Raw genomic sequence first — 24,865 nt, 5'->3', positions numbered from 1 at the left:
CATGCATACAAAAATTCTTCGAAAACCCCTGCCTTTGGCTTGGGGCTTGACCCTGCTTGGTTTGGGGGGCGCGGCACTGGCCCAGTCCCAACTCACTTGCCAAGTCACTTATGCCGGGGCTACTCAGACTGTGGTGGCCCGCCCGGTGGCGGACCCTTACCCGGTGGCTTCGGTGGACATTGGCGGGCGATTTTGGTTCAAACCGATCGTGGTGGGCACGGCCCAAAAGATCGACCGGGTTCTGATTTACAGCTACCTTGACACACCCACCCAGCCGCTGTTGGTGCACCAAGTGAAATATTTGCCGCCTTTCCCCGCTTCCAAGACAGCCGTCCCGATCACTGGGCAAAACCACGTTTACGGTGGGCCCTTGGAGCGGGAATTGATCTACAGCTGCAGTTTGGAAGGCACGGCACCATGAAGCAGTTTCAGCAATACAAAGCCCCAGCAAGCATGTTCATCTTCCAGTGGCTTGTGGTGATGACATGCTGGTTCGGATTTTGGGGCGGGTCATCGGCCCAGGCCCAAACCGCTGCCCCTTTGGACAAGCCCATTCGCTTGGTGTTTGCAGGAGACACCGTGCTGGACGACGCGCCTGGCGCGTTGATCGCCCGTGGCGGAGATCCATTTGCCGAGTTTGCTGCGGTTTTTGCGGGTGCCGACATCCGCATCGCCAACCTCGAATGTGTGGTGGCCACGGTAGGCAGCTCGGGTGACAAGAATTTCACATTCCGGGCCCATCCTCGCGTTTTGCCTGTGATCAAGACCCATTTCGATGCGGTAGCGCTGGCCAACAACCATTCGGGTGATTTTGGCAGGGAGGCTTTTGCCCAAATGCTGGGTTTGTTACGCCAAACAGGTTTGGCCCAAATGGGTGGGGGCATGAACCTGCGTGAAGCGCACACCCCGTGGATCGTGGAGCGACAGGGTCTTCGCATCGCCTTCTTGAGCTACAACGAGTTCATGCCCCGCAGTTTTGAAGCCGACCACAATGCTCCAGGCGTGGCCTGGAGCGAAGACGAGCAGGTGGCGGACGATATCCGCAAGGCGCGCCAAGTGCACCGCGCAAACTTGGTCATCCCCATCATGCATTGGGGCTGGGAAAACGAGTTGGTGGCCAATGCCCGCCAGCGGCAACTGGCCCGCGTGATGGTTGAGGCGGGGGCCGACGCGGTGATCGGTGGGCACCCCCATGTGACGCAAGACATCGAGCACATCCAAGGCAAGCCCGTGATTTACAGCGTCGGTAACTTTGTGATGAAAGAAACCGACAACGCCAACCAGCGTCGGGGCTGGGTACTACGTTTGGATTTGGACAAGCACGGTGTGCGTGGATTCGACACTCTTGTGGCCCAAATCCGCATGGATGGGGTGCCCGAGCGTGACGATCGCGCTGCCAGTCCCTGCTGGCAGCGCGGAGATGCGGCGGTGGGGCAGTGCGTGGCGGGTCAGCAGCGTTGAGCGTTTGGCTCTGTAGTGGTTCGGGGCCCGTGGGAGCGGCGCCCCCGCCGCGAATGGGCACTCGCATGCCGTACGCCATCGCCCCGAGGGCGGGGCTCCCACACAACACCCCTGTTGACGGCCAGATACGCCACAATTCGCATCATGACCCATGCCATTCAAGTGGTGCGCGGCGCCTGCCCGCACGATTGCCCCGACACCTGCGCCTTGCTCACGACCGTTGAAAACGGCCGCGCCACCAAAGTGCAGGGCAACCCCGCGCACGCGCCGACCGATGGCGTGTTGTGCACCAAAGTCTCGCGATATGCCGAGCGCACCTACCACCCCGAGCGCTTGCTACAGCCGCTGCGCCGTGTGGGACCCAAAGGTGCTGGACAGTTTGAGCCTGTGGGCTGGGACGAAGCCTTGGACGCCATTGCTTCCCGGCTGAAAACCATTGCCGCACGAGACCCGCAGGCCATCCTGCCTTACAGCTACGCGGGCACCATGGGCCTGGTGCAAAGCGAGTCGATCGCGGCGCGGTTTTTCCATCGGCTGGGCGCGTCGCTTTTGGACCGTACGATTTGCGCCTCGGCCGGGGCTGAAGCGCTGACCCAGACCTTGGGCAACAAGGTGGGCATGAAGAACGAGTTTTTTGCCGAATCCAAGCTCATCGTCATTTGGGGCAGCAACTCGATTGGCAGCAACCTGCACTTTTGGCGCATTGCCCAAGAGGCCAAGCGTCAGGGCGCCAAGCTGGTGTGCATTGACCCCCGGCGCAGCGAGACGGCCGAAAAATGCCACGAACACATTGCCCTGCGGCCCGGCACCGACGCCGCGCTGGCGTTGGCCCTCATGCATGAGCTGATCGTGCACGGCTGGCTCGACCAAGATTACATCGACCGCTACACCCTGGGTTGGGACGCTTTGAAGGCCCGCGCTTTGCAATGGCCACCCGAGCGTGCGGCCGAGGTGTGCGGTGTGCCGGTTGAACAAATCCGCCAACTGGCCCGCGACTGGGGCACCACCCAGCCCGCCGCCATTCGCCTGAATTACGGCATGCAGCGCGTGCGTGGAGGCGGCAACGCGGTGCGGGCGATTGCCTGCCTTCCTGCCCTTACCGGAGCTTGGCGGCACCGGGCGGGCGGGGTCTTGCTCAGTAGCTCGGGGCATTTTCCGGTGCGGCGAGCTGCTTTGCAGCGGCCCGACTTGTTGGGCGTGCGCCGTCCCCGCACCATCAACATGACCACCATTGGCGACGACTTGTTGCGCCCGGCATCATCCGCATTCGGCCCGCAAATCGAAGCCTTGATCGTCTACAACAGCAACCCGGTAGCGATTGCGCCCGAGTCCGGCAAGGTGGTGCAGGGCTTTGGCCGCGAAGACTTGTTCACCGTGGTGCTCGAGCATTTCCAGACCGACACGGCCGATTACGCCGACTTCATCTTGCCCGCCACCACGCAGCTGGAGCACTGGGACATCCACACCAGCTACGGTCACACCGACTTGCTGCTCAACCGCCCAGCGATTGCGCCCGTGGGCGGTGCACGCACCAACACCGACATCTTCAGGGGGCTGGCTGCCCGCATGGGGTTTGACGACCCGTGTTTCGCCGAAAGCGACGAAAGCCTGTGCCGCAGTGCCATTGGGGATGACAAAGACTTTCAGCAGTTGCTTGAGCATGGCTTTGCGTCCTTGCCTGTGCCCGATGCGCCGTTTGCGCAAGGCGGCTTTCCATCGCCTTCGGGCAAGTGCGAGTTCTTCAGCCAACGCTTGGCAGACCAGGGGCTGGATGGCTTGCCCGACCACCTGCCCAACTACGAGCTGGCCGCGCCGGGTGGTCGCTACCCGCTGGCCATGATATCGCCGCCCGCGCGCAACTTCCTCAATTCGACCTTTGTCAATGTGCAAAGCCTGCGTGACATCGAGGCCGAGCCCGTGCTGGAAATGCACCCGGAAGATGCGGCCCAGCGGGGCATTGCCGACGGCGCGGTGGTGCGTGTGTTCAACGACCGTGGCACCTACCACTGCAAAGCGCGGCTGAACCAGCGGGCGCGGCTTGGCGTGGTTCATGGCCTGGGCATCTGGTGGCGCAAACTGGGCTTGAATGGCACCAATGTGAACGAGCTGACCAGCCAGAACCTGACCGATTTGGGCCGTGCGCCCGTGTTTTACGACTGCTTGGTGGAGGTGGCGACATGCCCGAATTGAAAATCGAACGCGAACACACCTTGGGTATGGCTGGCGCACGCTTGGTCGCCGAGCGCTGGCGTGAGCAAGCGGAGCAGGAGTGGGGCATGAACTGTGCGTTAGAGCCTGGTGAGGCGGTCGACCGCATGCGCTTTGAGCGCAGCGGTGTGAGCGGCGAACTGATCGTGACCGAGACCCGTTTTGACCTGCAGATCCAACTCGGCTTTTTGTTGGGTGCCTACAGCGGCAAGATCGCAGAAAAAATCAACGCCAACTTGGACGAGTTGCTGGGGCCCGTGGCCTGACTTTGGTTCAGGGCAAATCCTTGTTCACTTCGGCCATGGGTGAGTTGCGCGGGCCGATCATCCCCAAGCGTGCTTTGAGCGATTGCGGCTGGCGCGTCAAGATGGCCGCGTAGTTGGTCGTGTTGGACAGCACTTTTTTCACGTAGTCACGCGTTTCCTGGAACGGGATGTTTTCGGCCCAAATGGCGGCTTCGAGCACCGGGCCATTGCGCCAGTTGCGCGGGCGGCTGGGGCCTGCGTTGTAGGCGGCGGTGGCCATGGGCATGGAGCCTTCAAAATCGTCCAGCACCAGTTTCAGATAACCCGTGCCAATGGCCACATTCACTTCCCGGTCGGTGATCTGCTCCGGGGTGAAACTGGTCAACCCGATTTTCTTGGCGGTCCATTTGGCGGTGGCTGGCATGACCTGCATCAGGCCAGATGCCCCCACATGCGAGCGGGCGTCCATGATGAATCGGCTTTCCTGTCGGATCAGACCGTACACATAAGCCGGGTCAAGTTTGATCTCGCCAGCCCGGCGCACCACGATCTCGCGCAGCGGCATGGGGAAGCGCTGGTCAAAGTCGATGGCCTCTTTGGTCCGGTCGCTGGTGTTGATGCAGCGGTCCCACACCTGGCGCTGACAGGCCAAGTCGGCGGCGGCCAGCAGCTCGCGGTCGTTCATCCCGCCTGGCGTGTGCAAGTTGGTGCTGTAGTTCCACTCGCGGTTGCCTTCAGGTCGCAGTCCGATCTGGATCGCATAAAGGGCGCGTTGCAGACCGGGGTTGGTCTGGGCTGCGGCTTTCTCTTGCGGCGTCAACGCCAAAGGGCGCTCTGGCGCGGTGATGGATTGGCCCAACTCCTCCAGTGCCAGTTGTTCGTAAAAACCTTTCACGCTGGCAATGCTGCGCAGCAAAGCTTGCGCCTCTTGCTTTTGGATGGCGTCTTGCGCTGTGGCCAGCATCGCGCGGGCTCGCCAATACACCCAAGCAGGGTCTTTTTGTGATTCTGGGCTCATGGCCTGGGTGGCCGTCAGTACCTGACGCCACTGGCCCTGACGCAGAGCAGCGCGGACCTTCCAAGTCAGCAGGTCGTCGTTCAGGTCGTTGTCTTTTTGCACTTTGGCAAAGTGACTGGCGGCGTTCTCCTGCAGTTTCCAAGCAGCTTGTTTGCCAATCACAGCCCATGTCCAGTTGCGCTCCTCTGGGCTCAGCTGAACGGACCAGCGGCGACTGAGCAAATCGGCCGCTTCGTCCGGGTCTTTGGCCGCCAAACGGATCAGGGCCAGCACGGCCAACTCTTTGCGGCTCTTGGTGATGGCCAAAATCCGCTTGTCCAGGTATTTGCCTGGGTCGGCATGGATCAGGGCCACTTGCTCGGACAAACGTGGGGCTTCGATGTCGACCGCAGCCTGCGCCGCGCGGGGGCGGTTCGCGTCCATCGCGATGCGGGCCTTGCGCCACAAATCGAGGCCGTTGATCTGTTTGCCCGAATGCAAATGGTCGGCGACGTAGGTGCAGCCATCGTCGGTCTCGCGCAGGCTGTACCACAGGCGTTTGGCTTCCTCGACCACATCGGCTTTGCTGTTCATGGCCTCGGTGGCCAAGGCGTAGCAGCGCAATTCACGGTCGTCGCGCATGCGGTAGCGGGGGTATTCGGCGGTGAAGCCGGCCCAATCGCGTCGCTTGCCCAATTGCAGCAGCCAGTCGTTGCGCAAGCGGTCTTCGTAGTAGCTGCCCGCATAGCTGTTCAAAAAGCTGCGAATCTCCGATTCGGGGGCCGTGTCCAGCCGCGCACGCATTTCCCAATAGGCCGCCAAGGGCTCCAGCACATGGCCCCGGGATTTGGGCAGCAGGGCAGACAGGCGGGTTTTGTCGTTCTTTTTGAAGGCCTGGCTCATGTCCAGGATGACTTCATCCCCCTTGTTGAGGGCAGGAACTTGGGCGTTTGCAAAAGGGCTGCACAAGCCTGTCGCGGCGATGGCACAAAGCAGTGTCAGAATCTGATTGAATTTCATGGGTCGATTATGGACAAAGCTGACGTTAAAAGAGCCTTGCGAAAAGCCTTGGTGGCAGAAAGGTTGAACCTGCCAGACCGTTTGGAGCGGGGCGAAGCCTTGCAGCGCATCATGCGCATCTGGCTGTTTGACCGCCCGGACACGGTGATCGGCGCCTATTGGCCCATCAAGGGCGAGTTTGACCCTTTGCCCGTGTTGCACCGCTGGAAAGAGGACGGGGAGCTGCATGGCGAGCCCCAGCGCCGCCAAATTGGCTTGCCCGTGGTCAACAAGCTGCACAAAACCCTGACGTTTCATACCTGGTACCCCGGCTGTGCGATGGAGGAAGACGCGTACGGCATCCCCAAACCCAAAGACACCGAAGTCATCGTGCCCACCTTGCTGTTTGTCCCCTGCGTAGGCTACGGCACGGGCGGTTACCGCCTGGGCTATGGCGGCGGTTTTTACGACCGCACGCTGGCCACCTTACAGCCTAAGCCTTTCACGGTGGGCTTAGGCTTTACTCAAGGCTTTGTGGATGACCTCGAGCCGGAAGCGCACGATGAGCCGCTGGACGCCATCCTGAACGACAACGGGGTGGTGTGGCCGGTTTGAGGCCGCCATTCGCAAACCATGGCCCGACCCAAATCAGCCACCCACGACATCAAGCGCGACGCGATCCTCGACATCGCGGCGCAATGCTTTGCCGATCGCAGCTACCCTGCGGCGAGCATGAACGAAATTGCGGCAGCCTGTGGCACCTCCAAGGCGCGCCTGTACCACTACTACGAGAGCAAAGAGGCGATCCTGTTTGACTTGCTCGACCGACACACCCAGCGCTTGTTGGGGGTGATCGCGCAAACCGAAGCCACGGCCCAGCGCAAAGACCTGAACGAACGCGCCACCCTGCATGAGTTGGTGCGGGCGTTTTTGCAGGAGTACGAGACCTCGGCCACCCGGCACGCAGCGCTGCTGAACGACACGCAGTTTTTGAGCGACGCCGCCGATGCCACCTTGCCCAATGCGGGTGTGTCGCCGCGCGAGCTGATCCTGAACCGACAGCGTGACATCGTGGCCGCGATGACCCGATTCATGAAGCGGGCCTATCCCGAGCGCCTCACCCCCACCAACCAAACCGCGCTGACCATGATGCTGCTGGGCATGATCAACTGGACTTTCACCTGGCTGCGCCCAGGCGGTCCGATCAGTTACGCGGCTTTTGCCGATGAGGTGATTGGCATGCTCGAAAAGGGCTTGGGTTGAACTTTGAAATTTACCTATCCGTAACGCATTTCGTTTAAGTAAAATCGACCCCATTCATTGACCGGAGACTTCCATGTCCAAAGCCCCCACCAAAGCATTCGCCAGCCAAGCCGATTTGACCGAAAAGAAGATCACCTTCGAGCAACTCAGCCAGCATTGCTGGGCCTACACAGCTGAGGGCGACCCCAACTCGGGCGTGATCATCGGTGACCGATTCATCATGGTCAGCGACGCCACGGCCACGCCGGCCATGGCGCAAGACCTGATCAAGAAAATCCGCACCGTCAGCGACTTGCCCATCAAATATGTACTGCTGACCCATTACCACGCAGTCCGTGTGCTGGGCGCTTACGCCTACGCCGCCGAAGGCGCGACCGAGATCATCGCCAGCGAAGGCACTTTGGACCTGATCAAAGAGCGCGGCGCGCAAGACATGAAAAGCGAGATGGAGCGCTTTCCTCGCCTGTTCCGTGGTGCCGACAGCATCCCGGGCCTGACCTGGCCGACCATGGTGGTGGGCGGCGGCAACCCCACCCAAGGCGAAGTACCCGGCAAGCTCAGCATCAACTTGGGCGGCGTGGTGGTGCAGATTTGGCATCCGGGCCCTGGCCACACCCGTGGCGATACGATTGCTTGGGTCGAAGAAGAAAAAGTGCTCTTCTCGGGTGACTTGGTCGAGTACGAAGCCGGTGTGTACACGGGCGACGCCCAACTCGAAGAGTGGCCAGCCACGCTCGAAGCCCTGCGCGCCCTGAAGGCCGAGTTCATCGTGCCGGGTCGTGGCGAGGCCATGAAGGGCAACGCCAACGTCAACAAAGCACTGGACTACACCCAGCGCTGGGTGACGACTTTGTTCCAAGCTGGCAAAGAAGCCGTAGCGGGCAAGATGGACCTGAAAGCCGCCATGGCCCACACCCGCAAGAGCATGGACCCGGTGTTTGGCCATGTGTTCATTTATGAGCACTGCCTGCCGTTTGACGTGACCCGCGCTTATGACGAAGCCAGTGGCATCAAGAACCCCCGCATCTGGACCGCCGAGCGCGACATGGAGATGTGGAAAGCACTGCAAAGCTGAGCGGCCCTGACAAGCGCAGTCAAAACGGAAATATCGTAGGAATCACGACATGGAATGCACAGTTTCTTGGACCGGCGCGGCCGGCACCCGCTCAGGCATGGGCTTTGTGGCCGAGACCGGCTCTGGGCACATGGTGGTCATGGACGGTGCGCCAGACGCCGCAAAGCCTGAAAACGGTGGCCAAAACCTGGCGCCTCGCCCCATGGAAATGCTCCTGGCCGGGACAGGCGGCTGCACCGCCTACGATGTGGTGCTCATCTTGAAGCGTGGCCGACACGACGTGCGGGGCTGCAGCGTCAAGCTCAGCAGCGAACGTGCCGAGGTGGACCCCAAAGTCTTCACCAAGATCAACATGCACTTCACTGTCACCGCCAAAGGCGTGCCCGCCAGCGCGGTGGAGCGGGCGATTGCCATGAGCCATGACAAATACTGCTCGGCCAGCATCATGCTGGGCAAGAGCGCTGAAATCACCACCAGTTTTGAGTTGGTGGAAGCGGCTTAATCAGCGCGCTTCAAATCCGGTGCGCCACGGTGGTCATCACCTTGGCGGCCAGTTGCATCACCGACTTCACAGGGCCTGGCAGTTCAACAGCCCCGGCCTTCATGGCCATCTGGGCGTGAGCGATTTCATCGGCTTTCATTTGGGCCACGATGGCGCGAGAGGCGTTGTCCGCCGCAGGCAACAAGTCCATGTGGCTTTGCAGATGCGCTTCGACTTGGCGCTCGGTTTCCACCACAAACCCCAAACTGACCTGATCGCCGCCCAGCTTGCCCGCGACATAACCAATGGCGAAAGCCCCCGCATACCAAAGCGGGTTCAGCAGCGAAGGGCGGCCCTTGAGTTCGTTCAGGCGTTGCTGAGTCCAAGCCAAATGGTCCGTCTCTTCTCGGCTGGCTTCGGACAACTGCGCACGTAATGTCGGGTTTTGACACGCCAGGGCCTGCCCTGTGTAAAGCGCTTGTGCGCACACTTCGCCCACATGGTTCACGCGCATCAAAGCGGCCGACTCGCGCTGCTCGTCTGCTGTCAGCGCCAACTCGGCCCTAGAAGCCTGCGGAGTGGGCCGACTGGCTCGCGGCTCGGCAAACAAAGTGCGCAAAGCGCTGTCGGCGGCCAAGATGAAAGCGTTGGTGGACATGTAAACCCTCTGGTGAACGCCTTACTTTAATAGAGTCTTCTCCGCTTGTTCAGATGCGTCACCCTAAACACCCCGTCTTTTGCACCGTCGTATTCAAGCAATGCCTTCTGAAAATCAGCCAAATTGTTGAATTGATTGATAAAAATGGAAAATCAAAGATGGTTTGTTCTCTTGGGCGCCTTGTTTGTTGCATTCATGCAACGAAAAAGCCTTTTATTCATGGAAGTTCTTTGAAAAGTCTTCTTGCTCTGGTGCAATAGCTCAACCTTCCGAATTTGGAGGTTGGCTAAGCGTTCAGGCAGGTGTCTTTCACCTGGTGGATTCGAAGCTCTTTTTTAATCTTTGGAGAAATTTGCAATGAAAAAAACTCTGATTGCTCTGGCTGCTGTTGCTGCCACAGGCGCTGCTTTCGCACAATCTTCGGTGACCATTTCCGGTAAGTTTGGCCCTTCATACGGCAAAAGCATCGGTGGTCAGTCCAACCTGGGCGTGACCGACGGTGACGTTCGCTTCACTTCCGTTGAAGACCTGGGCGGTGGCTTGAAGGCAACTGCTGCTATGGAATTGCGCGTTCGCGGCCGTGGCGCTGCTGACGACGGCTCTGCAACTGGCGCTAACAGCGGTGTTGGTGGTCGTAACTCCACATTGTCCTTGGCTGGTGGCTTCGGTTCCGTGACTTTGGGCGCCATTGAAGCTGGTAACGGCATCATGGGCTTGGGTTTTGCTGGTGCTCCAGTGAACTTGCAGTCCGGCTATGACGGCGCAATCTTGTCCGGCGTTGCCAACTTGGATTACTTCAACTACACAACACCCGCTTTGATTCCTGGCATGACATTGGGCTACACACGCGTTGACAGCGCTGGTACACCTGCTTTGTCTGGCGCTACTGCCAAAGGCGTGGCTGCTGACGTGGTTGGTTTGAACTACGCCAACGGCCCTATCGCTGCTGCAGCTGACTACACTGTGTACAACACAGACCGCACACGCGTTCGTATCTCGGCTTCTTACGACCTGGGCATCGCCAAGATCGGTGCTGGTTTTGAAGACAACAAGAAAAACGGCGTTTACAGCGCTGGTACACAAAATGCCTTCGGCGTGACTGTGCCTATGGGCGCTTTGACACTGGGCGCTGTTTACGCGATCAACAAAGAAGGTTCGGCTTCTTTGGGCGCTGGTAAGACAGAAGGCTGGGGCATTGGTGCTGACTACGGTTTCAGCAAGCGTACCGTGTTGAACGTGTCCTACGGTGACCGTACAAAAATGGGTAACGCCACTGACAGCAACGGCGACCAGTACCGCGTTCGCTTGATGCACACTTTCTAATTTGACGCTGGCGCAAGCCAGCTGAGAGTTAAAAGACAAAAAACCCACCGTGGCAACGCGGTGGGTTTTTTCATGCCCTGTGCTGATGAGAGACGTCATTCCATTGAAATATGCACCACTCAAAATCATGGTTTTTCCTGAGGTATTGAATGAAACATTTACCCACACTGGCCAGTCCTGAAAAGAATTCACAAGTTTTGTTGCCATCTCGCCGTCACGTCTTGGTGACTGCCGCTGCAGGCGCGTTGTGGGTGACGTCGGACGCACGTGCTGCCAATTACCCAGAAAAGGCCATCAAAATCATCGTGCCCTTCGCGCCGGGTGCCGGAACAGATGCCATGGGCCGATTGTTGGCTCAGAAGTTGGGCGAGCTGCTCAATGTGTCGGCGGTGGTTGACAACAAAACCGGGGCTTCAGGCGCTATCGGCTCCCAATTTGTGGCCCAAAGTCCGGCCGATGGCTACACCTTGTTGTTGGTGGCGGCGCCTTACACCACCGTCCCGGCCGTCTTGCCCACCGCTGGCTATGACCCCTTGAATGGTTTTACCAACATCAGCATGGTGGCGCAGGGCCCCTTGATGTGGGCTTGCAACAAAGACTTGCCGGTCAACAGTTTGGCCGAATTGGTGGCTTACGCCAAAACCAGACCGAGTCAGCTAAATTACGGTTCGGCTGGAGCGGGAGGCATCAACCACTTGGTGCTGGAGCAACTAAAGGCGCAGCAGGGGGTGTCGATTGTGCACATCCCTTATCGTGGCATTGCACCTGCCACGGTGGACATGATGGGCGGCCAAATCCATGTGCTGACAGGCACCATTCCGGCCTTGGCACCTTTGGTTCGCGATGGGCGCATCAAAGCGTTGGCGGTCACCACGGGTCAGCGTCACCCCCTGTTCCCACAAGTGCCAGGACTGGCAGAGCAAAATTTGGCAGATTTGACGGCGTTGAACTATTTTGGTTTGGTGGCCCCCAAAGGAACGCCCGGTGATGTGGTCGAGCGCCTGAACCAGGCTTTGGTCAGAGTGACCGCCATGCCCGATGTGCAGGCACGTTTGAAGAATGATGCTTTGGAGGTAGCGCCCCCAGGCGTGGCTTACATGGACAAATTCATTCGCGGTGACCTGACTGCTTGGCAAAAAGTGGTCCGGCAGCAGGGCATCAAAATCGACCAACTTTGAGTCGACGTGGGTAAATCGCTTGCGGTCGCAAGGGTGAAAATAATTTCAACTGCGATGAACGGCCGTGTTCCAAGCGGCCAGTTTGGCCTCGGCTTGGTCGCGGCTCCATTGGGGTTCAAAGACCCGCTCAGTGGCCAAGCGTTCACGCAGCTCGCCAGCATGTTGGAAAACCCCTTGTTGCAGCCCCGCTAACAAAGCCGCGCCCAGGGCGGTGGTCTCGGTGGTTTGGGGGCGAATCACGGGCAAGCCCATCAGGTCGGCTTGCAATTGCATGAGCAGGTTGTTGGCGCAGGCACCGCCGTCCACACGCAGGGCTGCGACCTGCAAATTGGCCAGATGCCGTGCATCTTTTTGCATGGCTTGCAGCAGCACTGTGCTCTGGAGGGCGATGCTTTCAAGTGCGGCGCGGGCAATGTGCGCCACCGTGCTGCCCCGCGTGAGCCCCTGAATGCTGCCGCGGGCATGGGGCAACCAATAGGGCGCGCCCAAGCCAGCAAATGCGGGCACCAGCACCACACCGTCGCTGCTCTCCACGCTGGCTGCCAGTGCCTCGACCTCGCTGCTGTGGGCAATCGCTTTGAGACCATCGCGCAGCCACTGCACCACCGCACCACCGATGAACACGCTGCCTTCGAGGGCATAGTGGATGGGCGCTTGGTTTTGCAATTGGGCTGCGCAAGTGGTGATCAGCCCGCTGTCACTTTGCAGCGCCACAGATCCCGTGTGCATGAGCATGAAGCAACCCGTGCCGTAAGTGTTTTTTACATCGCCCGCTTGCAAGCCCGCTTGTCCGAGCAGGGCCGATTGCTGGTCGCCCGCCACGCCGCCTATCAATGGGCCTGCGCCTTCGCCCAGCAAGCCGTTCTGCACCCGGCCAAACTCCGAGACGGAGGGTTGCACCTGTGGCAGGATGGCAGGCGGGATGTCAAACAAGGCCAACAACTCGTCGTCCCATTGCCCCGTGTGGATGTTGAACAGCAGGGTGCGGCTGGCGTTGCTGATGTCGGTGACGTGGCTTTGCCCGCCCGTGAGTTGCCAGATCAACCAGGTATCCACTGTGCCAAAGGCCAGCTCGCCTGCTTGGGCTTGGGCGCGTGCGCCAGGAATGTGGTCGAGCAGCCAGCGCAGTTTGGTGGCCGAAAAGTAAGGATCCAAACGCAAACCGGTGCGTTGTTGGACCCACTGTTCTGCACACTGGTCCCGCCACTCTTGGCACATTGGCTCGGTTCGGCGGTCTTGCCAAACGATGGCGTTGTGCAGCGGCTGCCCAGTGCTGCGGTTCCACAACACCGTGGTTTCACGCTGGTTGGTGATGCCCACGCCGCGAATGTCAGAGGGCTTCAGGCCACATTGGGCCAACACCTGTTGTGCCGTGTCGCGTTGGCTGTGCCAAATGGCCATGGGGTTGTGCTCGACCCAGCCAGGCTGCGGAAAGATTTGCGGAAACTCTTGTTGAGCGGTACCGACGATGCGGCCGCGATCGTCAAAGACGATGGCTCGGGAGCTGGAAGTCCCCTGGTCGAGTGCCAGCAAATAAGCAGGGTGTGTCATGGTTCAAGTGTCTGAGGGGGTGCCAGGCGCAGCGTCTTTGGCGGGTGCAACGACACAGCGGACGGATTGGTCGCGCAGCAGTTGTTCAAAGTCGGGCGACAGGGGGGCATCGGTGAACAGGGTGTGCAAGGCTTTCAAGGGGGCCATCTCGATCATGGCCGCCCGGCCAAATTTGCTGTGATCGGCCACCAACCAGACTTGCCGCGACTGCTCGACGATGGCGCGGGCCACCATGACTTCACGCATGTCAAAGTCTCTGAGCGTGCCGTCCGCGTCGATCCCGCTGATCCCGATGAGGCCAATGTCGACCTTGAATTGGCGGATGAACGACAGTGCTGCCTCACCCACAACGCCCAGGTCTTCATGACGCACAGTGCCGCCTGCCATGAGAACTTCGCATTGAGGGTTGCCGGTCAAGGTCTGGGCCACATGCAAATTGTTGGTGATCACGCGCAGGTCGGCGTGGTGCAGCAATTCGCTGGCCACGGCTTCAACCGTGGTGCCAATGTTCATGAACAGACTCGCCCCCGGTGGTATGGCGGCAGCCACGGTGCGCGCAATGCGCTGTTTGGCCAGGGCATGGGTGCGTTGGCGCTGAGCATAGGTGGTGTTGCGCGCGCTGCTGTCGATGGCGCGTACCCCGCCATGAAAACGCTCCAGCGCTCCGGTTTCCGTGAGGCGTTGGATATCGCGGCGGATGGTCTGAAGCGTGGTCTCGAATTGTGCGGCCAAGGCCTCGGTTTTGAGGCTGCCGCGTTCACGCACGTGCTGCAGCATGGCCTGTTGTCGGGGATTGAGTGCCATGGTCATGGCGCTTGTTTTACCGCTTTTTCAGGAAATAGCCATCAGGGATAACGATCATATGTGATCACCTTTATCCCCTATATAAACTCATAAAAGAAAATAAACGAAAGAAAAGAAACATTTTCGCGCCTCATGATGACTCGACCTGAACTTTCAGACTGGACCCTAGAACCTTGCGATGTGCTGGTGGTCGGTGGCGGTGCCACCGGGTTGGGTGTGGCTGTTCAGGCCGCATTGGAAGGGCGCCAAGTGGTGCTGGTCGAGGCGCGTGATTTTGCGTGCGGTACATCCTCACGTTCGACCAAATTGCTGCATGGCGGTGTCCGTTATCTGGCGCAAGGGCGCATCAAGTTGGTGCGTGAGGCTTTGCGGGAGCGGGCGATTGTGCTGGGCCTGGCACCCCATTTGGCGCAGCCCTTGCCATTCGTCGTGCACGAGCGAAGCTGGTGGTCTTGGGCATTGACCACCGTGGGTCTTAAGCTGTACCAATGGTTGGCGGGTCGCTTGAGCCTCGGGTCCACCGAGATGCTGAGTTCTGACGAGTTGAGCGCCTCGGTCCCCGTGCTGCCTGGCACGGTGGCTGCCGTGCGCTATTGGGATGGGCAGTTTGAGGATGCGCGCTTGGCCTTGGCCTTGGCCCAAACAGCTCAAGCGGGTGGTGCGCGGGTGCGCAACCATGTGCGGGTGGTCGGCATGGTCCGTCATGGTCAGGGCTGGCAAGTCAGTTTGAAAGACGGCCTCAATGGCCAAACCGCAACGCTCCAGGCCGCCTGTGTGGTGAACGCGACCGGGGTATGGGTCGATGCAATGCGGCAGTTGGCCTTGCCTGCAGCGAACCCTGCGCAGAAATTGCCGGGTTTGGTCAAGCCGAGCCAGGGCGTGCACTGGGTGGTAGACCGTGCGCTGCTGCCTTTGCAGGAAGCTGTGTTGGTGCCTCGCACATCAGATGGCCGCGTCCTCTTCGCCGTACCCTGGTTAGGGGCAACCGTGATTGGCACCACCGATACGCCGAGAAACGATGCGCCGCTGGAGCCCCGTCCCATGGCCGAAGAGCTGGCCTTTTTGTTGAAAGAGACGGAGCAGGCGTTGGGCGTGCGCTTGCGGGCCCAAGACATCAAAAGCATATGGGTGGGCTTGCGGCCTTTGGTGGGCGGTGGTTCTGCCCCTTCGGGTGGCACTGCGCAAATGTCACGTGAACATTTGATTGTTCGAGAGGCGCCCGGTTTCGTCACCGTGACCGGCGGCAAATGGACCACTTACCGGAGCATGGCCCAGGATGTGATGGGCGAGTTGGTGCGCCAGGGTGATTTGTCTGCACCCGTGCACGATGCTCGCACCGAGCGCCACACCTTGTTTGGTGCTCCCTCGCCAGGCACTCTTGCGGTGAGTTTGATGGATACCCCCGGCTTGCACCTGCTGGGCACGCAGGCCGATCAAGTGAAAAATGCCCCGGGCTCAGAAGAGATGTTAGGGCTGGGCTTGACGGCTGCGATGGTGCGTTACGCTGCGCGTTCAGAATGGGCCGTCACAGTCGAAGACATGCTGGCACGGCGCTGGCGTGTTTTGTTTTTGGATGCCCGCCTGGCTGCCCAGATGGCCCCGCGAGTGGCCGAGTTGTTGGAACAAGAGACGGGCATCGACCCGGCATTGCCCGCATTTTTGGCCTTGTGCCAACAGTACCAGTTGAGCCCGTCTGATTTGGCGGGCACATAAATCACATGAGCGTTTGAAGGAGCGATGGTTTTGAACACCCCCAGCATTTCTAAAGTACGTTACGGCATCATTGGCTGCGGCATGATGGGTCAAGAGCACTTGCGCAACATCGCTTTGTTGCCCGGCGCATCGGTGACACGCATTTTTGAGCCAGACGACGCCATGGCTGCAGCCAGTTTGAGCATGACCCCTGGCAGTCAACGTGCATTCAGTTTGGCAGAGGTGGTGACATCGCCCGATGTGGATTGCTTGCTGGTGGCCAGCCCCAATTTCAGACACGCCGAACAATTGGCCGACATCGCGGCTTTGCGCCCCTTGCCCGTGTTGTTGGAAAAGCCTGCTTGCACCTCGCTCGATTCATTGCGTGATTTAGCCTTGTTGCGCAAGGCTTACCCTGCGCCGATTTGGGTGGCGATGGAGTACCGTTACATGCCACCCGTGGCACGCTTGACCGAGGAAGCGCATAGCCAAATCCACACCGGACCGTTGTCAATGCTGTCCATACGGGAACACCGTTTTCCGTTTCTGGTCAAGGTGGGCGATTGGAACCGATTCAACCGGTACACCGGAGGGACGCTGGTCGAAAAATGCTGCCACTTCTTTGACCTGATGCGCCATGTCTTGCGCAGTGAACCCGTGAGGGTTTACGCATCAGCCTCGGTGGCACACAACCATTTGGAGGAACGCTATGCGGACGGTGTGCCCGATATTCTGGACAACGCTTACGTGGTCGTGGACTTTGCCAATGGCCAGCGGGCCATGCTGGAGTTGTGCATGTTTGCCGAGGGTGCGCGGTATCAAGAAGAGATTTCATTGGTAGGTTCGCGCGGCAAGGCCGAATGTTTCGTGCCTGGCCCCGGCCGTTTTTGGCCTGCCCATTTGGGCGCTGCACCTGTTCCCAAGGTGGTCATCAGTCCCCGCGAGCCCAAAGGTCCTCGTGAGTTGGATGTGCCGGTGGATCCGGTGGCTTTGGCTGCCGGAGACCACAACGGCTCCACTTTTTACCAACACCAACGCTTCAATGCAGTGGTGCGCGGGCAAGGTGAGGTTGAGGTGAGTTTGCGCGATGGTCTGGCCGCTGTCCTGATGGGCTTGGCCGCTCAAGAATCTGCGCGCACAGGGCAGGCGATTGATTTGACCCGGGGCGATTACGCCCTGGCCCAAATTTAAAGCATTGACGACGGTGCCACGCACATCAGCCCAAAACCTGGCGCACGAATTGCGCAGCCGTTTGCCAATCGGCAATGGTCATGGCGTGGCCGCCTGCTCGCTCGTGCCATTGCAGGCGGTTCGGTCGCTTGGGGTCTTGCTCAGTGGTTGGCCAATGGGGGCGAAGCACATCGGCCATATGCCGGGTGCCCGCAGGATTGGCCCACAGGTCGTCACGCGCTTGCATCAGGCACAAGCCCCTTGGGGCGATCTGGGTCAGCATCAGCCTAGGCAAGTCCATTGCCAAAATGCGTTCGCGTTCAGCCACTTCTTGCATCGCAGGTCCCAGCCAGTGGGGGAATTGCTGGGCCAATTGTGCAAGGGTCTCGGCACCTGGCGAGTGGCTGGCCAAAGAAGCCGCGCCTGCGGTGCCGCTGTTGTGTGCGATGACGGCTGCAATGCGTGCGTCCAACGCGGTCGCCAGCAAGGCCGCTTTGCCGCCCCGCGAGTGCCCAATGGTCGCAACACCAGACATGCGGTCATGGGCAATTTGTTCCAAGGCGTCCACGCAGCATTGAATGCCCCATGCCCAGACCGCCAAACTGCCGCTGTTGCTTTGACTGACCTGTTGGTAAAACGGACCTTCGCGTTGTCCTTGGCCATTGTCAAAAGCGAGATCGGTGCGGTTGAACCAGGCCAGTGCGATCCCTTGGCGCAAAACGGTCGATGCCGCATCCTGACCCACCACGTGCGGCCAACATCCATCGGGGCTGAGCAACACCGGGCAGCGACCCTTTTGTTGGGGCCAAACCACCGTCAGGCTCCACTGAAGCCAAGTTGGCGAGCCAGCGCCCACGCGCCAAACTTCCAGCACCCGATCGGTTTGCACCAATTGATGCGCCAGCTGTGCATGCACTGGGTCTGTGAGGGAAACCAAGTGTCCAAACAAGGCTTCGAGGGCTGCGAGGTACGTCGCCGTATTCGACACCGATGCCGCAGGGTTGCGTGTTAATTCATTCAGCATTCGTGTAAACGATAAGCGCGTTTCGTCATCTTTCAACTATATTCATTTCACCACTAAACGAGGAGTCCACCATGAAATCTGTTTTTATTCGTCCCCTGGCTTTGGCCGTTGGTTTGTCTGCTTTGGCTGGCTTGGCCCATGCTGGAGACATCCGTGTCATGTGCTACCAAGACGGTGTGGAATGCGAGGTCACAGCCGAGCTGGCCAAACGCTTTGAAGCCCAGAACCCCGGCACCAAAGTCATCGTCGACACGGTCCCCTACAAGTCCATCGTTGAGCAGCTGCCGGTGCAGTTGGCCGCTGGCCAAGGTCCGGACATTGCCCGAGTGACCGATTTGGGTGGTTTGTCCAAGTACTACATGGACATTTCGGCGCACCTGAAAAACCGCAAATACTGGGACGACAACTTTGGTGCCACAGCCGCTTGGTTGCGCCCCAGCGCCAGTGACAAAGGGATTTACGGTTTCATGTCGCAACTGACCATGACCGGCCCGTTTGTGAACAAAACCCTGTTTGAGCAAGCCAAAGTCCCTATGCCCGGCGCTAAAGCCACTTGGGACGACTGGATGGAGGCCAGCCGCAAGGTGGCCAAAGCCACACAAATCAAAGCCGCTGCCGCTTGGGACCGTTCTGGTCACCGTTTTGCTGGCCCAGCCATCAGCTATGGCGCCAAAATCTTTGATGCTCAGGGCAATCCGGTCATCGATGCGGGCTACAAAAATGCGGTCAACAAATTTGTGGGGTGGCACAAGGACGGCGGCATGATGCGCGAAGTGTGGGCCGGCTCGGGTGGTTCAACTTATGCCTCTTCGATCGATGAATTCATCAACGGCAATGTGGCCATGGTGTTGGCAGGCAGCTGGCAAATTGGCAACCTGCAAAACAAAGTGGGCACCAATTTTGACTGGGTCGCGGTGCCCAACCCTTGCGGTCCTGCCGCTTGTTCAGGCATCCCCGGTGGTGCGGCCTGGGTGGCACTGAAGACCAGCAAATCGCCCAAGGAAGTCGGCGCTTTCATGGACTTCATGGCTTCTGAAGCCGCTTACGCCGAGTTCAGCGCCCGCACCAACAACATTCCTGCACACGCTGGATTGGCTAAAAAAGGCGTGGACTACGCCAGCGCCAAGCCTGCAGCCAAAGCGGCTTTGGGTGTGTTCAGCGCAGGTGTGGCGCAACTTGCACCTGTGGCCTACCAATTCCAAGGTTACAAGTTCAACCGCGCCATCATGCTCCCTACGGTCAGCCGTGTGACGCAGGCCATTGTGGGTGAGATGAGCACGGACGAGGCGGTCAACAAGATCACCGCCGACATGCAAGACGCCGTCAAGCAAGCCCAGAAGTAATCAAAGGCCGAGCTTCGTCAACGCAGGTGTGGGCGTTCAAATGCCCACACCGCTTTTTTATTTTTTTGCAGATCGCCCCCAGTTTGAGAGAGGGGTGAGGGTTGTTCATGAGATTTCTCTCCTTCTTTTTCAATCTGCTGGAGCCTATTTTCCGATTCGGACAACAGCGCTTGGGTCTGCAACGGTTGGGCTGGATGTTCGTAGCCCCCAATTTGTTTGTCTTTGGTCTTTTTTGTTTCTTGCCGATTCTGATCAACCTGGTTTATGCCGTCACGGGTGGCGTGAACTTGATGCCTTTGAGCCGACCTTTCACCGGGGCCGAGAACTTCCAAATATTGTTTGAATGCGGCAACTACCTGGACTTGTCCACCTGTCGAAAGGATGTTTTTTGGCGAGCCATTTTCAACACCCTGAAGTTCAGTGTCATTCAGGTGGGTTTGATGGTGTTGCTGGCGCTGGTCACCGCACTTGTGCTCAACCGCAAAATCCTGGGTCGTGGGTTTTGGCGTGGGGTGTTTTTCTACCCAGTTTTGTTGTCACCCGTGGTGGTGGCCTTGATCTGGAAATGGTTGCTGCAAAGCCAAGGCGCGTTCAACGCGGGTTTGGTGGCGCTCGAGATGCAGCCTGTGCAGTGGCTGACCGAATCGGGTTGGGCTTTTTTCTGGACGGTTTTTGTGTCTATTTGGGCGCACATGGGGTTTTACACCCTGATTTTGTTGGCCGGGCTGCAGGCGATTCCCAAAGATTTGTACGAGGCAGCCGAGATGGACCGGGCCAGCCCTTGGCGCACCTTGACCCGCATCACGCTGCCTTTGCTGATGCCCAACTTGATTGTGGTGCTGGTGTTGGCTGCCATTCGCGCGGTGCAGGTGTTTGACGAGGTATTTGTCTTGACCGGTGGCGGTCCGGGTTCGGCTACCACCTTCATTGTCCAGTTCATCTACCAGACCGGGTTTGCAGAGCAAATCCATTTGTACGGTTTGGCCGCCGCAGCCTCTTTGGCGCTCGCTTTTTTCTTGATTGTGTTGACTTTGGCCCAGTTGCGGCTGACCCGAGCCAGCGAAGCTGGCCAGAAAGGGCGCTGAAATGGCTTGGATGAATTTTTTGTTGCGTACCCGTGGCCGCCAGCGGCTGGATTGGACCGACGTGCTCAGCTATGCCTACCTGGTGGTGGGCTTGTTCACCATGTTTGCACCCGTGGTGTGGCTGGTCATGTCTTCTTTCAAAACCGAGGCGGCGATTGGGCAATTTCCACCGACTTTCATGCCCTACGCCCAAAAAACCGTGGTGGTGGCGGGGCATGACAAACCCTTGCCTTTGTTCACGGTGACCCTGGACGATGGCCGCAAACGCGAAATGGCTCAGGTTGGGCGCATCGGCATCATGGCCAACATGGTTGACCCCGCAGCACCGGAAGAGCGTGTTCAGGTCAACATCCGTCAGCGTGAACCGGTCAACACCTTGAAGTTTGCCTGGGGCAACTACACCGAATTGTTTGGCAAGTTCACCTTTGGCACCTACCTGTGGAACAGCGTGTTCATCACCGTGGTGGCCACGTTGTTGACTTTGCTCTTCAACTCCATGGCTGCATTTGCCTTGTCTAAATACAAGTTTCGTGGGCAAAAAGGGGTGTTCTTCCTCATCATCGCCACGCTGATGATTCCACCCACCATCATTTTGGTGCCTGTGTTCTTGGTGATCAACCAGGTGGGTTTGCTCAACAGTTTGTGGGGTGTGATTTTGCCGGCCGTGGCCACGCCCACCGGGGTGTTTTTGCTGCGGCAGTACATGCTGACCATTCCGGATGAACTGATCGAAGCGGCTCGCATGGACCACGCCAGTGAGTGGCGCATTTATTGGCGCATTGTGTTGCCCTTGTCTGCGCCCGCGCTGGCTGTGTTGGCGATTTTCTCGGTCATGTGGCGCTGGAACGATTTCTTGTTGCCTTTGATCGTGTTGTCGAAAAACGAGTTTTTCACTTTGCAGTTGGCCCTCAACTCCTTCCAAGGTGAGCTCAACACCCAGTGGCACTACCTCTTGGCCATGACGGTCATCACCTTGTTGCCCGTCACCTTGGTGTTTGCATTTCTTCAGCGTTACATCACCACCGGCATCGCGGGTGCTGGGGTGAAGTGAACGGTTTGTTTTTATATTTTTGTCAGGTCGTTGATCGTGTCCACTCTTGAACTGCGTGCCCTTCATAAGAAGTTTGACCAAACCCCGGTGATCCACGGCGTGGATTTGCAGGTGGCCCATGGCGAGTTTGTGGTGTTTGTTGGCCCCTCTGGCTGCGGCAAATCCACCCTTTTGCGCATGATCGCCGGTCTTGACTTGCCGACCGAGGGCGATTTGCTGATCGATGGTCAGCGCGTCAACGACGTGGGCGCAGCCGAGCGTGGTTGTGCCATGGTGTTTCAGTCTTATGCGCTGTATCCACACATGACGGTTTACGACAACATGGCTTTCGGCCTTGAAAACGCCAAGGTGCCTCGTGCGGAGATTGAGCGCAAGGTGCAGGAGGCGGCCACTTTGCTCAGGCTGGATACCTTGTTGCAGCGACGACCGACTCAGTTGTCGGGCGGGCAACGCCAAAGGGTGGCCATTGGCCGAGCAATTGTGCGAGACCCGAAAATTTTCTTGTTTGACGAGCCTTTGTCCAATCTGGATGCCGAGTTGCGCGTTTCCATGCGCAGTGAGTTGCGCGAGCTACATCAGCGCTTGGGCGCCACCATGGTTTATGTGACCCATGATCAGGTGGAGGCCATGACCATGGCCGACAAGATTGTGGTCTTGCGTGCTGGTCTGGTGGAGCAGGTGGGCACGCCTGTGTCCTTGTATGAAAAACCTTGCAACACTTTTGTGGCCGGCTTCATTGGCAGTCCGCGCATGAACTTCATGTCTGCAGCTTTGGTCCGTGCTTGTACGGCTTTGTCGGCTTGGGTGCCGCCGCAGGCCCACCAAGTCGGCGTGCGCCCCGAACATTGGCAAGCCTGTGGTCCTGAGCAGGGTCTGCCCATGACGGTTCTCCATGCCGAATATATGGGCGCCCAACGCCTCGTTCATGCCGAGCTGGCAGACCGAACCCGTGTGGAATTGTTGGTCGATGGTGAGCAGCATTTGACCGCTGGGCAAGTCATTCATATGTCGGTTGCAGAACACCACTTGCATGTATTTGATGCGCAGGATCAACGCATCGAAAGGGCGGTCGCATGAAACCCGTTTCCACGCCTGGTTGGCAAGCTCAGCCTGGTGCACCTAAAGCTGATGCGGTCGCCACACTCCAGACGGGTGGGCAGCTGAGTTTGGTATTTTTGTCGGACACACTGGCACGCGTCTGCTGGCAACCAGAGGCCGGTTTTAAAGAGTCCCGAACCTGGGCGATTGCGCCTGTGGCGGGTGAGGATGTGCCATGGCAAGGGCGCGATCGCCACAGTTTGGCTGGCTTTGAGCGGCCCCGATTGGTGTCAGCTGCGAATGGCCAAGGCCTCCAGACCAACAAGTTGGCGGTGCAATGGACGGGCGGCAACGGCGCTCCGGTACGTCTGGAGTGGAGACAGCCGGACAGTGACAAGGTTTTTCAATCCGACCGCGTGACCAGTGCTTACTTGAGCGAGAAGCGCACAGGGCTGGTGCGGCACTGTGTGGTGCGCGATCCGCGCGAGCATTACTTTGGCTTAGGCGACAAGACCGGACCTCTGAATTTGCATGGCCGCCGTTTGCGTTGTTTGGGGCAAGACTCCATTGGCTACGATCCCCAGCATGGCGATCCGCTCTACAAGCATTGGCCATTTCTGATGACCCGCACCGTCGATGGTTTGTGGGTTGGCATTTATTACGACACCTTGTCAGCTTGCACTTTCGATTTAGGTTGCGAGCACGACAACTACCATGGGCTGTTTCGCACCACGGAAATTGACGACGGCGATCTGGATTACTACCTGATGGTGGGCGAAACGCCCGCGCAGGTCGTTTCACAATTTGTCCAACTGGTGGGGGGGACTTTGCTGCCGCCGCGCTGGACTTTGGGCTTTGCCCAGACCGCCATGGGCTTGGCCGACTCTCCCAATGCCCAGGTCTTGCTGGAGTCTTTCATTGACGAATGCCAACACCACGGCGTGCCGATTTCGTCTTTTCACTACGGATCGGGTTATTCGAACCGTGGCAAGCAGCGCTATGTGTTCACCTGGAACGCCAACAAATTTCCAGACCCAGAGCGGGTCAATGCCAAATTTCATGCCGCTGGTATGAAACTGGTCGCCAACCTCAAGCCTTGTTTGCTGGACGACCATCCGGCCTACGCCGAATTGGCCAAGCAAGGTGCGTTCATCGAGCACGAGGCCACGCGTGAGCCTGTAGTGGAGCCTTATTGGGATGGACAGGGTTCCCATTTGGATTTCACGCGTGAGCAAGCCATTCGGTGGTGGCAGTCGCAGCTCAAATCACAAATTTTGCAGCGCGGTATCGATGTGGGTTGGAACGACAACAACGAATACGCCATACAGGCCGAAGACGCCTTCAGCGCGGGCCTGGGTCAAACCTTGCCCATGCACCGGAGTCGTCCTTTGCACGGCTTGTTGATGACGCGCGCCACCTTCGAGTCGCAACAAGCCCATGCTCGAGAAACTGGGCAAGATGAACTGGTCTTCACCATCACCCGCGCAGGCCCGCCAGGCTTGCAGCGCTATGCCCAAACCTGGTCCGGTGACAACACCACCAGCTGGGCGAGTTTGAAGTGGAACATCCGCACCGGTTTGCAAATGAGCCTGTCGGGCATGTTCAACATCGGGCATGACGTCGGCGGCTTCTATGGGCCTGTGCCCGATGCCGAGTTGTTCCTGCGTTGGGTGCAGGCATGCTGCTTGAACCCGCGTATGGTGATGAATTCTTGGAAAGCTGGAAACGTCAGCAACTTGCCCTGGATGCATCCGGAAGTCACCGATGCGGTCACCCAGGCCATCCGTTTGCGCTACCGCCTCTTGCCTTATATGTGGCAATGCTTCGAAGCGGCCAGCCAAAAGCATGAACCCATCATTCGGCCGACCTTTTTCAACTTCACGAACGACGCACGTTGCCTTGATGACTGTGACGACTTCATGTTGGGAGATGCCTTGCTGGTGGCGCCCGTTGTGACGCAAGGCGCAACTGAGCGCCGGGTATACCTGCCCCAACTGCCGCCGGGACAGAGCTGGTTTGATTTTTATACCCGCAAGCCCATGGCTGCAGGCACCGAGCATGTGGTGCTTGCCGCTTTGAACCACCTGCCCTTGTTTGCGCGATCTGGGACGCAGATTCCTGTGGCAAATCCCCAAGTCGGTACTTTGCCCAGGTTCGATGATCCGGTCTCTGAAACGCTGGTGTTCTGAGCGTTTCGATTCGCGGTATTTATTTGCTCG

At 58.8% G+C, this 24,865-nt stretch carries 22 protein-coding genes; 17 read left to right on the top strand and 5 right to left on the bottom strand.

Translation table 11 applies throughout. The features are described 5' to 3' along the window. The first annotated feature begins 1 nt into the window (after position 1). The 4 genes from SWE17_RS11275 to SWE17_RS11260 all read left to right on the top strand — a co-directional run bounded on the left by SWE17_RS11275 (position 2) and on the right by SWE17_RS11260 (position 3,935). Positions 2-421, top strand: a complete 420-nt coding sequence (locus SWE17_RS11275) for a hypothetical protein (protein WP_322993194.1) — start codon at positions 2-4, stop codon at positions 419-421. Next, positions 418-1,461, top strand: a complete 1,044-nt coding sequence (locus tag SWE17_RS11270) for a CapA family protein (protein WP_322993193.1) — start codon at positions 418-420, stop codon at positions 1,459-1,461. The genes SWE17_RS11275 and SWE17_RS11270 overlap by 4 nt, the downstream gene beginning before the upstream one ends. A gap of 144 nt (positions 1,462-1,605) precedes the next feature. Continuing rightward, a complete protein-coding gene (locus tag SWE17_RS11265; RefSeq protein ID WP_322993192.1) occupies positions 1,606-3,651 on the top strand; it encodes a molybdopterin oxidoreductase family protein in 2,046 nt (681 codons plus the stop codon). Then, on the top strand, positions 3,639-3,935 hold the full coding sequence (locus tag SWE17_RS11260) for a polyhydroxyalkanoic acid system family protein (RefSeq protein ID WP_322993191.1): 297 nt from the start codon (positions 3,639-3,641) through the stop codon (positions 3,933-3,935). The genes SWE17_RS11265 and SWE17_RS11260 overlap by 13 nt, the downstream gene beginning before the upstream one ends. A 7-nt stretch (positions 3,936-3,942) precedes the next feature. Here SWE17_RS11260 and SWE17_RS11255 read toward each other — a convergent pair whose 3' ends face one another. Then, the gene (locus SWE17_RS11255) at positions 3,943-5,931 is read right to left on the bottom strand and encodes a lytic transglycosylase domain-containing protein (protein ID WP_322993190.1); all 1,989 of its coding nucleotides are present in this window, start codon (positions 5,929-5,931) and stop codon (positions 3,943-3,945) included. Between the two features lie 9 nt (positions 5,932-5,940). On the opposite strand from SWE17_RS11255, the gene SWE17_RS11250 reads away from it, so the two are divergent. From SWE17_RS11250 to SWE17_RS11235, 4 genes are all read left to right on the top strand, one after another. After that, positions 5,941-6,525 (top strand): 5-formyltetrahydrofolate cyclo-ligase, encoded by a 585-nt coding sequence (locus SWE17_RS11250; RefSeq protein WP_322993189.1) that lies wholly within the window; start codon positions 5,941-5,943, stop codon positions 6,523-6,525. 18 nt (positions 6,526-6,543) lie between these two features. Beyond that, positions 6,544-7,173 (top strand): TetR/AcrR family transcriptional regulator, encoded by a 630-nt coding sequence (locus tag SWE17_RS11245; RefSeq protein ID WP_322993188.1) that lies wholly within the window; start codon positions 6,544-6,546, stop codon positions 7,171-7,173. Positions 7,174-7,246: 73 nt separating this feature from the next. Further along, positions 7,247-8,248, top strand: a complete 1,002-nt coding sequence (locus SWE17_RS11240) for an MBL fold metallo-hydrolase (RefSeq protein ID WP_322993187.1) — start codon at positions 7,247-7,249, stop codon at positions 8,246-8,248. 49 nt (positions 8,249-8,297) lie between these two features. After that, positions 8,298-8,750 carry an OsmC family protein gene (locus SWE17_RS11235; RefSeq protein ID WP_322993186.1) on the top strand — a complete coding sequence of 151 codons (453 nt, stop codon included), beginning with the start codon at positions 8,298-8,300 and terminating at the stop codon, positions 8,748-8,750. Positions 8,751-8,760: 10 nt separating this feature from the next. On the opposite strand, the gene coq7 is transcribed toward SWE17_RS11235, so the two are convergent. After that, on the bottom strand, positions 8,761-9,387 hold the full coding sequence (gene coq7 / locus SWE17_RS11230) for a 2-polyprenyl-3-methyl-6-methoxy-1,4-benzoquinone monooxygenase (protein WP_322993185.1): 627 nt from the start codon (positions 9,385-9,387) through the stop codon (positions 8,761-8,763). Between the two features lie 357 nt (positions 9,388-9,744). On the opposite strand from coq7, the gene SWE17_RS11225 reads away from it, so the two are divergent. Further along, positions 9,745-10,710, top strand: a complete 966-nt coding sequence (locus tag SWE17_RS11225; RefSeq protein ID WP_322993184.1) for a porin — start codon at positions 9,745-9,747, stop codon at positions 10,708-10,710. A 149-nt stretch (positions 10,711-10,859) separates the two neighbouring features. Then, positions 10,860-11,888 (top strand): tripartite tricarboxylate transporter substrate binding protein, encoded by a 1,029-nt coding sequence (locus SWE17_RS11220; protein ID WP_322993183.1) that lies wholly within the window; start codon positions 10,860-10,862, stop codon positions 11,886-11,888. 45 nt (positions 11,889-11,933) lie between these two features. Here the strand turns inward: SWE17_RS11220 and glpK are convergent, their stop codons facing one another. Both glpK and SWE17_RS11210 read right to left on the bottom strand, forming a co-directional pair. Further along, the gene (gene glpK, locus SWE17_RS11215) at positions 11,934-13,439 is read right to left on the bottom strand and encodes a glycerol kinase GlpK (RefSeq protein WP_322993182.1); all 1,506 of its coding nucleotides are present in this window, start codon (positions 13,437-13,439) and stop codon (positions 11,934-11,936) included. Between the two features lie 3 nt (positions 13,440-13,442). After that, the gene (locus SWE17_RS11210; RefSeq protein ID WP_322993181.1) at positions 13,443-14,243 is read right to left on the bottom strand and encodes a DeoR/GlpR family DNA-binding transcription regulator; all 801 of its coding nucleotides are present in this window, start codon (positions 14,241-14,243) and stop codon (positions 13,443-13,445) included. A gap of 135 nt (positions 14,244-14,378) precedes the next feature. On the opposite strand from SWE17_RS11210, the gene SWE17_RS11205 reads away from it, so the two are divergent. Together SWE17_RS11205 and SWE17_RS11200 are read left to right on the top strand one after the other, a co-directional pair. After that, positions 14,379-15,956, top strand: coding sequence for a glycerol-3-phosphate dehydrogenase/oxidase (locus SWE17_RS11205; RefSeq protein WP_322993180.1), 1,578 nt, complete (start codon positions 14,379-14,381; stop codon positions 15,954-15,956). Positions 15,957-15,980: 24 nt separating this feature from the next. Next, a complete protein-coding gene (locus SWE17_RS11200) occupies positions 15,981-17,126 on the top strand; it encodes a Gfo/Idh/MocA family oxidoreductase (protein WP_322993179.1) in 1,146 nt (381 codons plus the stop codon). A 25-nt stretch (positions 17,127-17,151) separates the two neighbouring features. Here SWE17_RS11200 and SWE17_RS11195 read toward each other — a convergent pair whose 3' ends face one another. Beyond that, positions 17,152-18,129, bottom strand: coding sequence for a hypothetical protein (locus tag SWE17_RS11195; RefSeq protein ID WP_322993178.1), 978 nt, complete (start codon positions 18,127-18,129; stop codon positions 17,152-17,154). Positions 18,130-18,200: 71 nt separating this feature from the next. Between SWE17_RS11195 and SWE17_RS11190 the strand changes: the two genes are divergently transcribed. The 5 genes from SWE17_RS11190 (at position 18,201) to SWE17_RS11170 (ending at position 24,835) form a co-directional block, all read left to right on the top strand. Continuing rightward, positions 18,201-19,472 carry an ABC transporter substrate-binding protein gene (locus tag SWE17_RS11190; RefSeq protein WP_322993177.1) on the top strand — a complete coding sequence of 424 codons (1,272 nt, stop codon included), beginning with the start codon at positions 18,201-18,203 and terminating at the stop codon, positions 19,470-19,472. 107 nt (positions 19,473-19,579) lie between these two features. Next, complete coding sequence (locus tag SWE17_RS11185; RefSeq protein WP_322993176.1) at positions 19,580-20,557, top strand: sugar ABC transporter permease; 978 nt, start codon at positions 19,580-19,582, stop codon at positions 20,555-20,557. Between the two features lies 1 nt (position 20,558). After that, positions 20,559-21,608, top strand: a complete 1,050-nt coding sequence (locus tag SWE17_RS11180) for a carbohydrate ABC transporter permease (protein ID WP_322993175.1) — start codon at positions 20,559-20,561, stop codon at positions 21,606-21,608. Between the two features lie 36 nt (positions 21,609-21,644). Further along, on the top strand, positions 21,645-22,685 hold the full coding sequence (locus tag SWE17_RS11175; RefSeq protein ID WP_322993174.1) for a sn-glycerol-3-phosphate ABC transporter ATP-binding protein UgpC: 1,041 nt from the start codon (positions 21,645-21,647) through the stop codon (positions 22,683-22,685). Continuing rightward, positions 22,682-24,835, top strand: coding sequence for a TIM-barrel domain-containing protein (locus SWE17_RS11170; protein ID WP_322993173.1), 2,154 nt, complete (start codon positions 22,682-22,684; stop codon positions 24,833-24,835). The genes SWE17_RS11175 and SWE17_RS11170 overlap by 4 nt, the downstream gene beginning before the upstream one ends. Positions 24,836-24,865: the final 30 nt, after the last annotated feature.

Origin of the sequence: Limnohabitans sp., assembly GCF_034680285.1 — a bacterium.
Classification (GTDB): Bacteria; Pseudomonadota; Gammaproteobacteria; order Burkholderiales; family Burkholderiaceae_C; genus Limnohabitans_A.
Note: the sequence above shows the minus strand (reverse complement) of the source record. Positions and strands in the feature narration are given on the sequence as shown.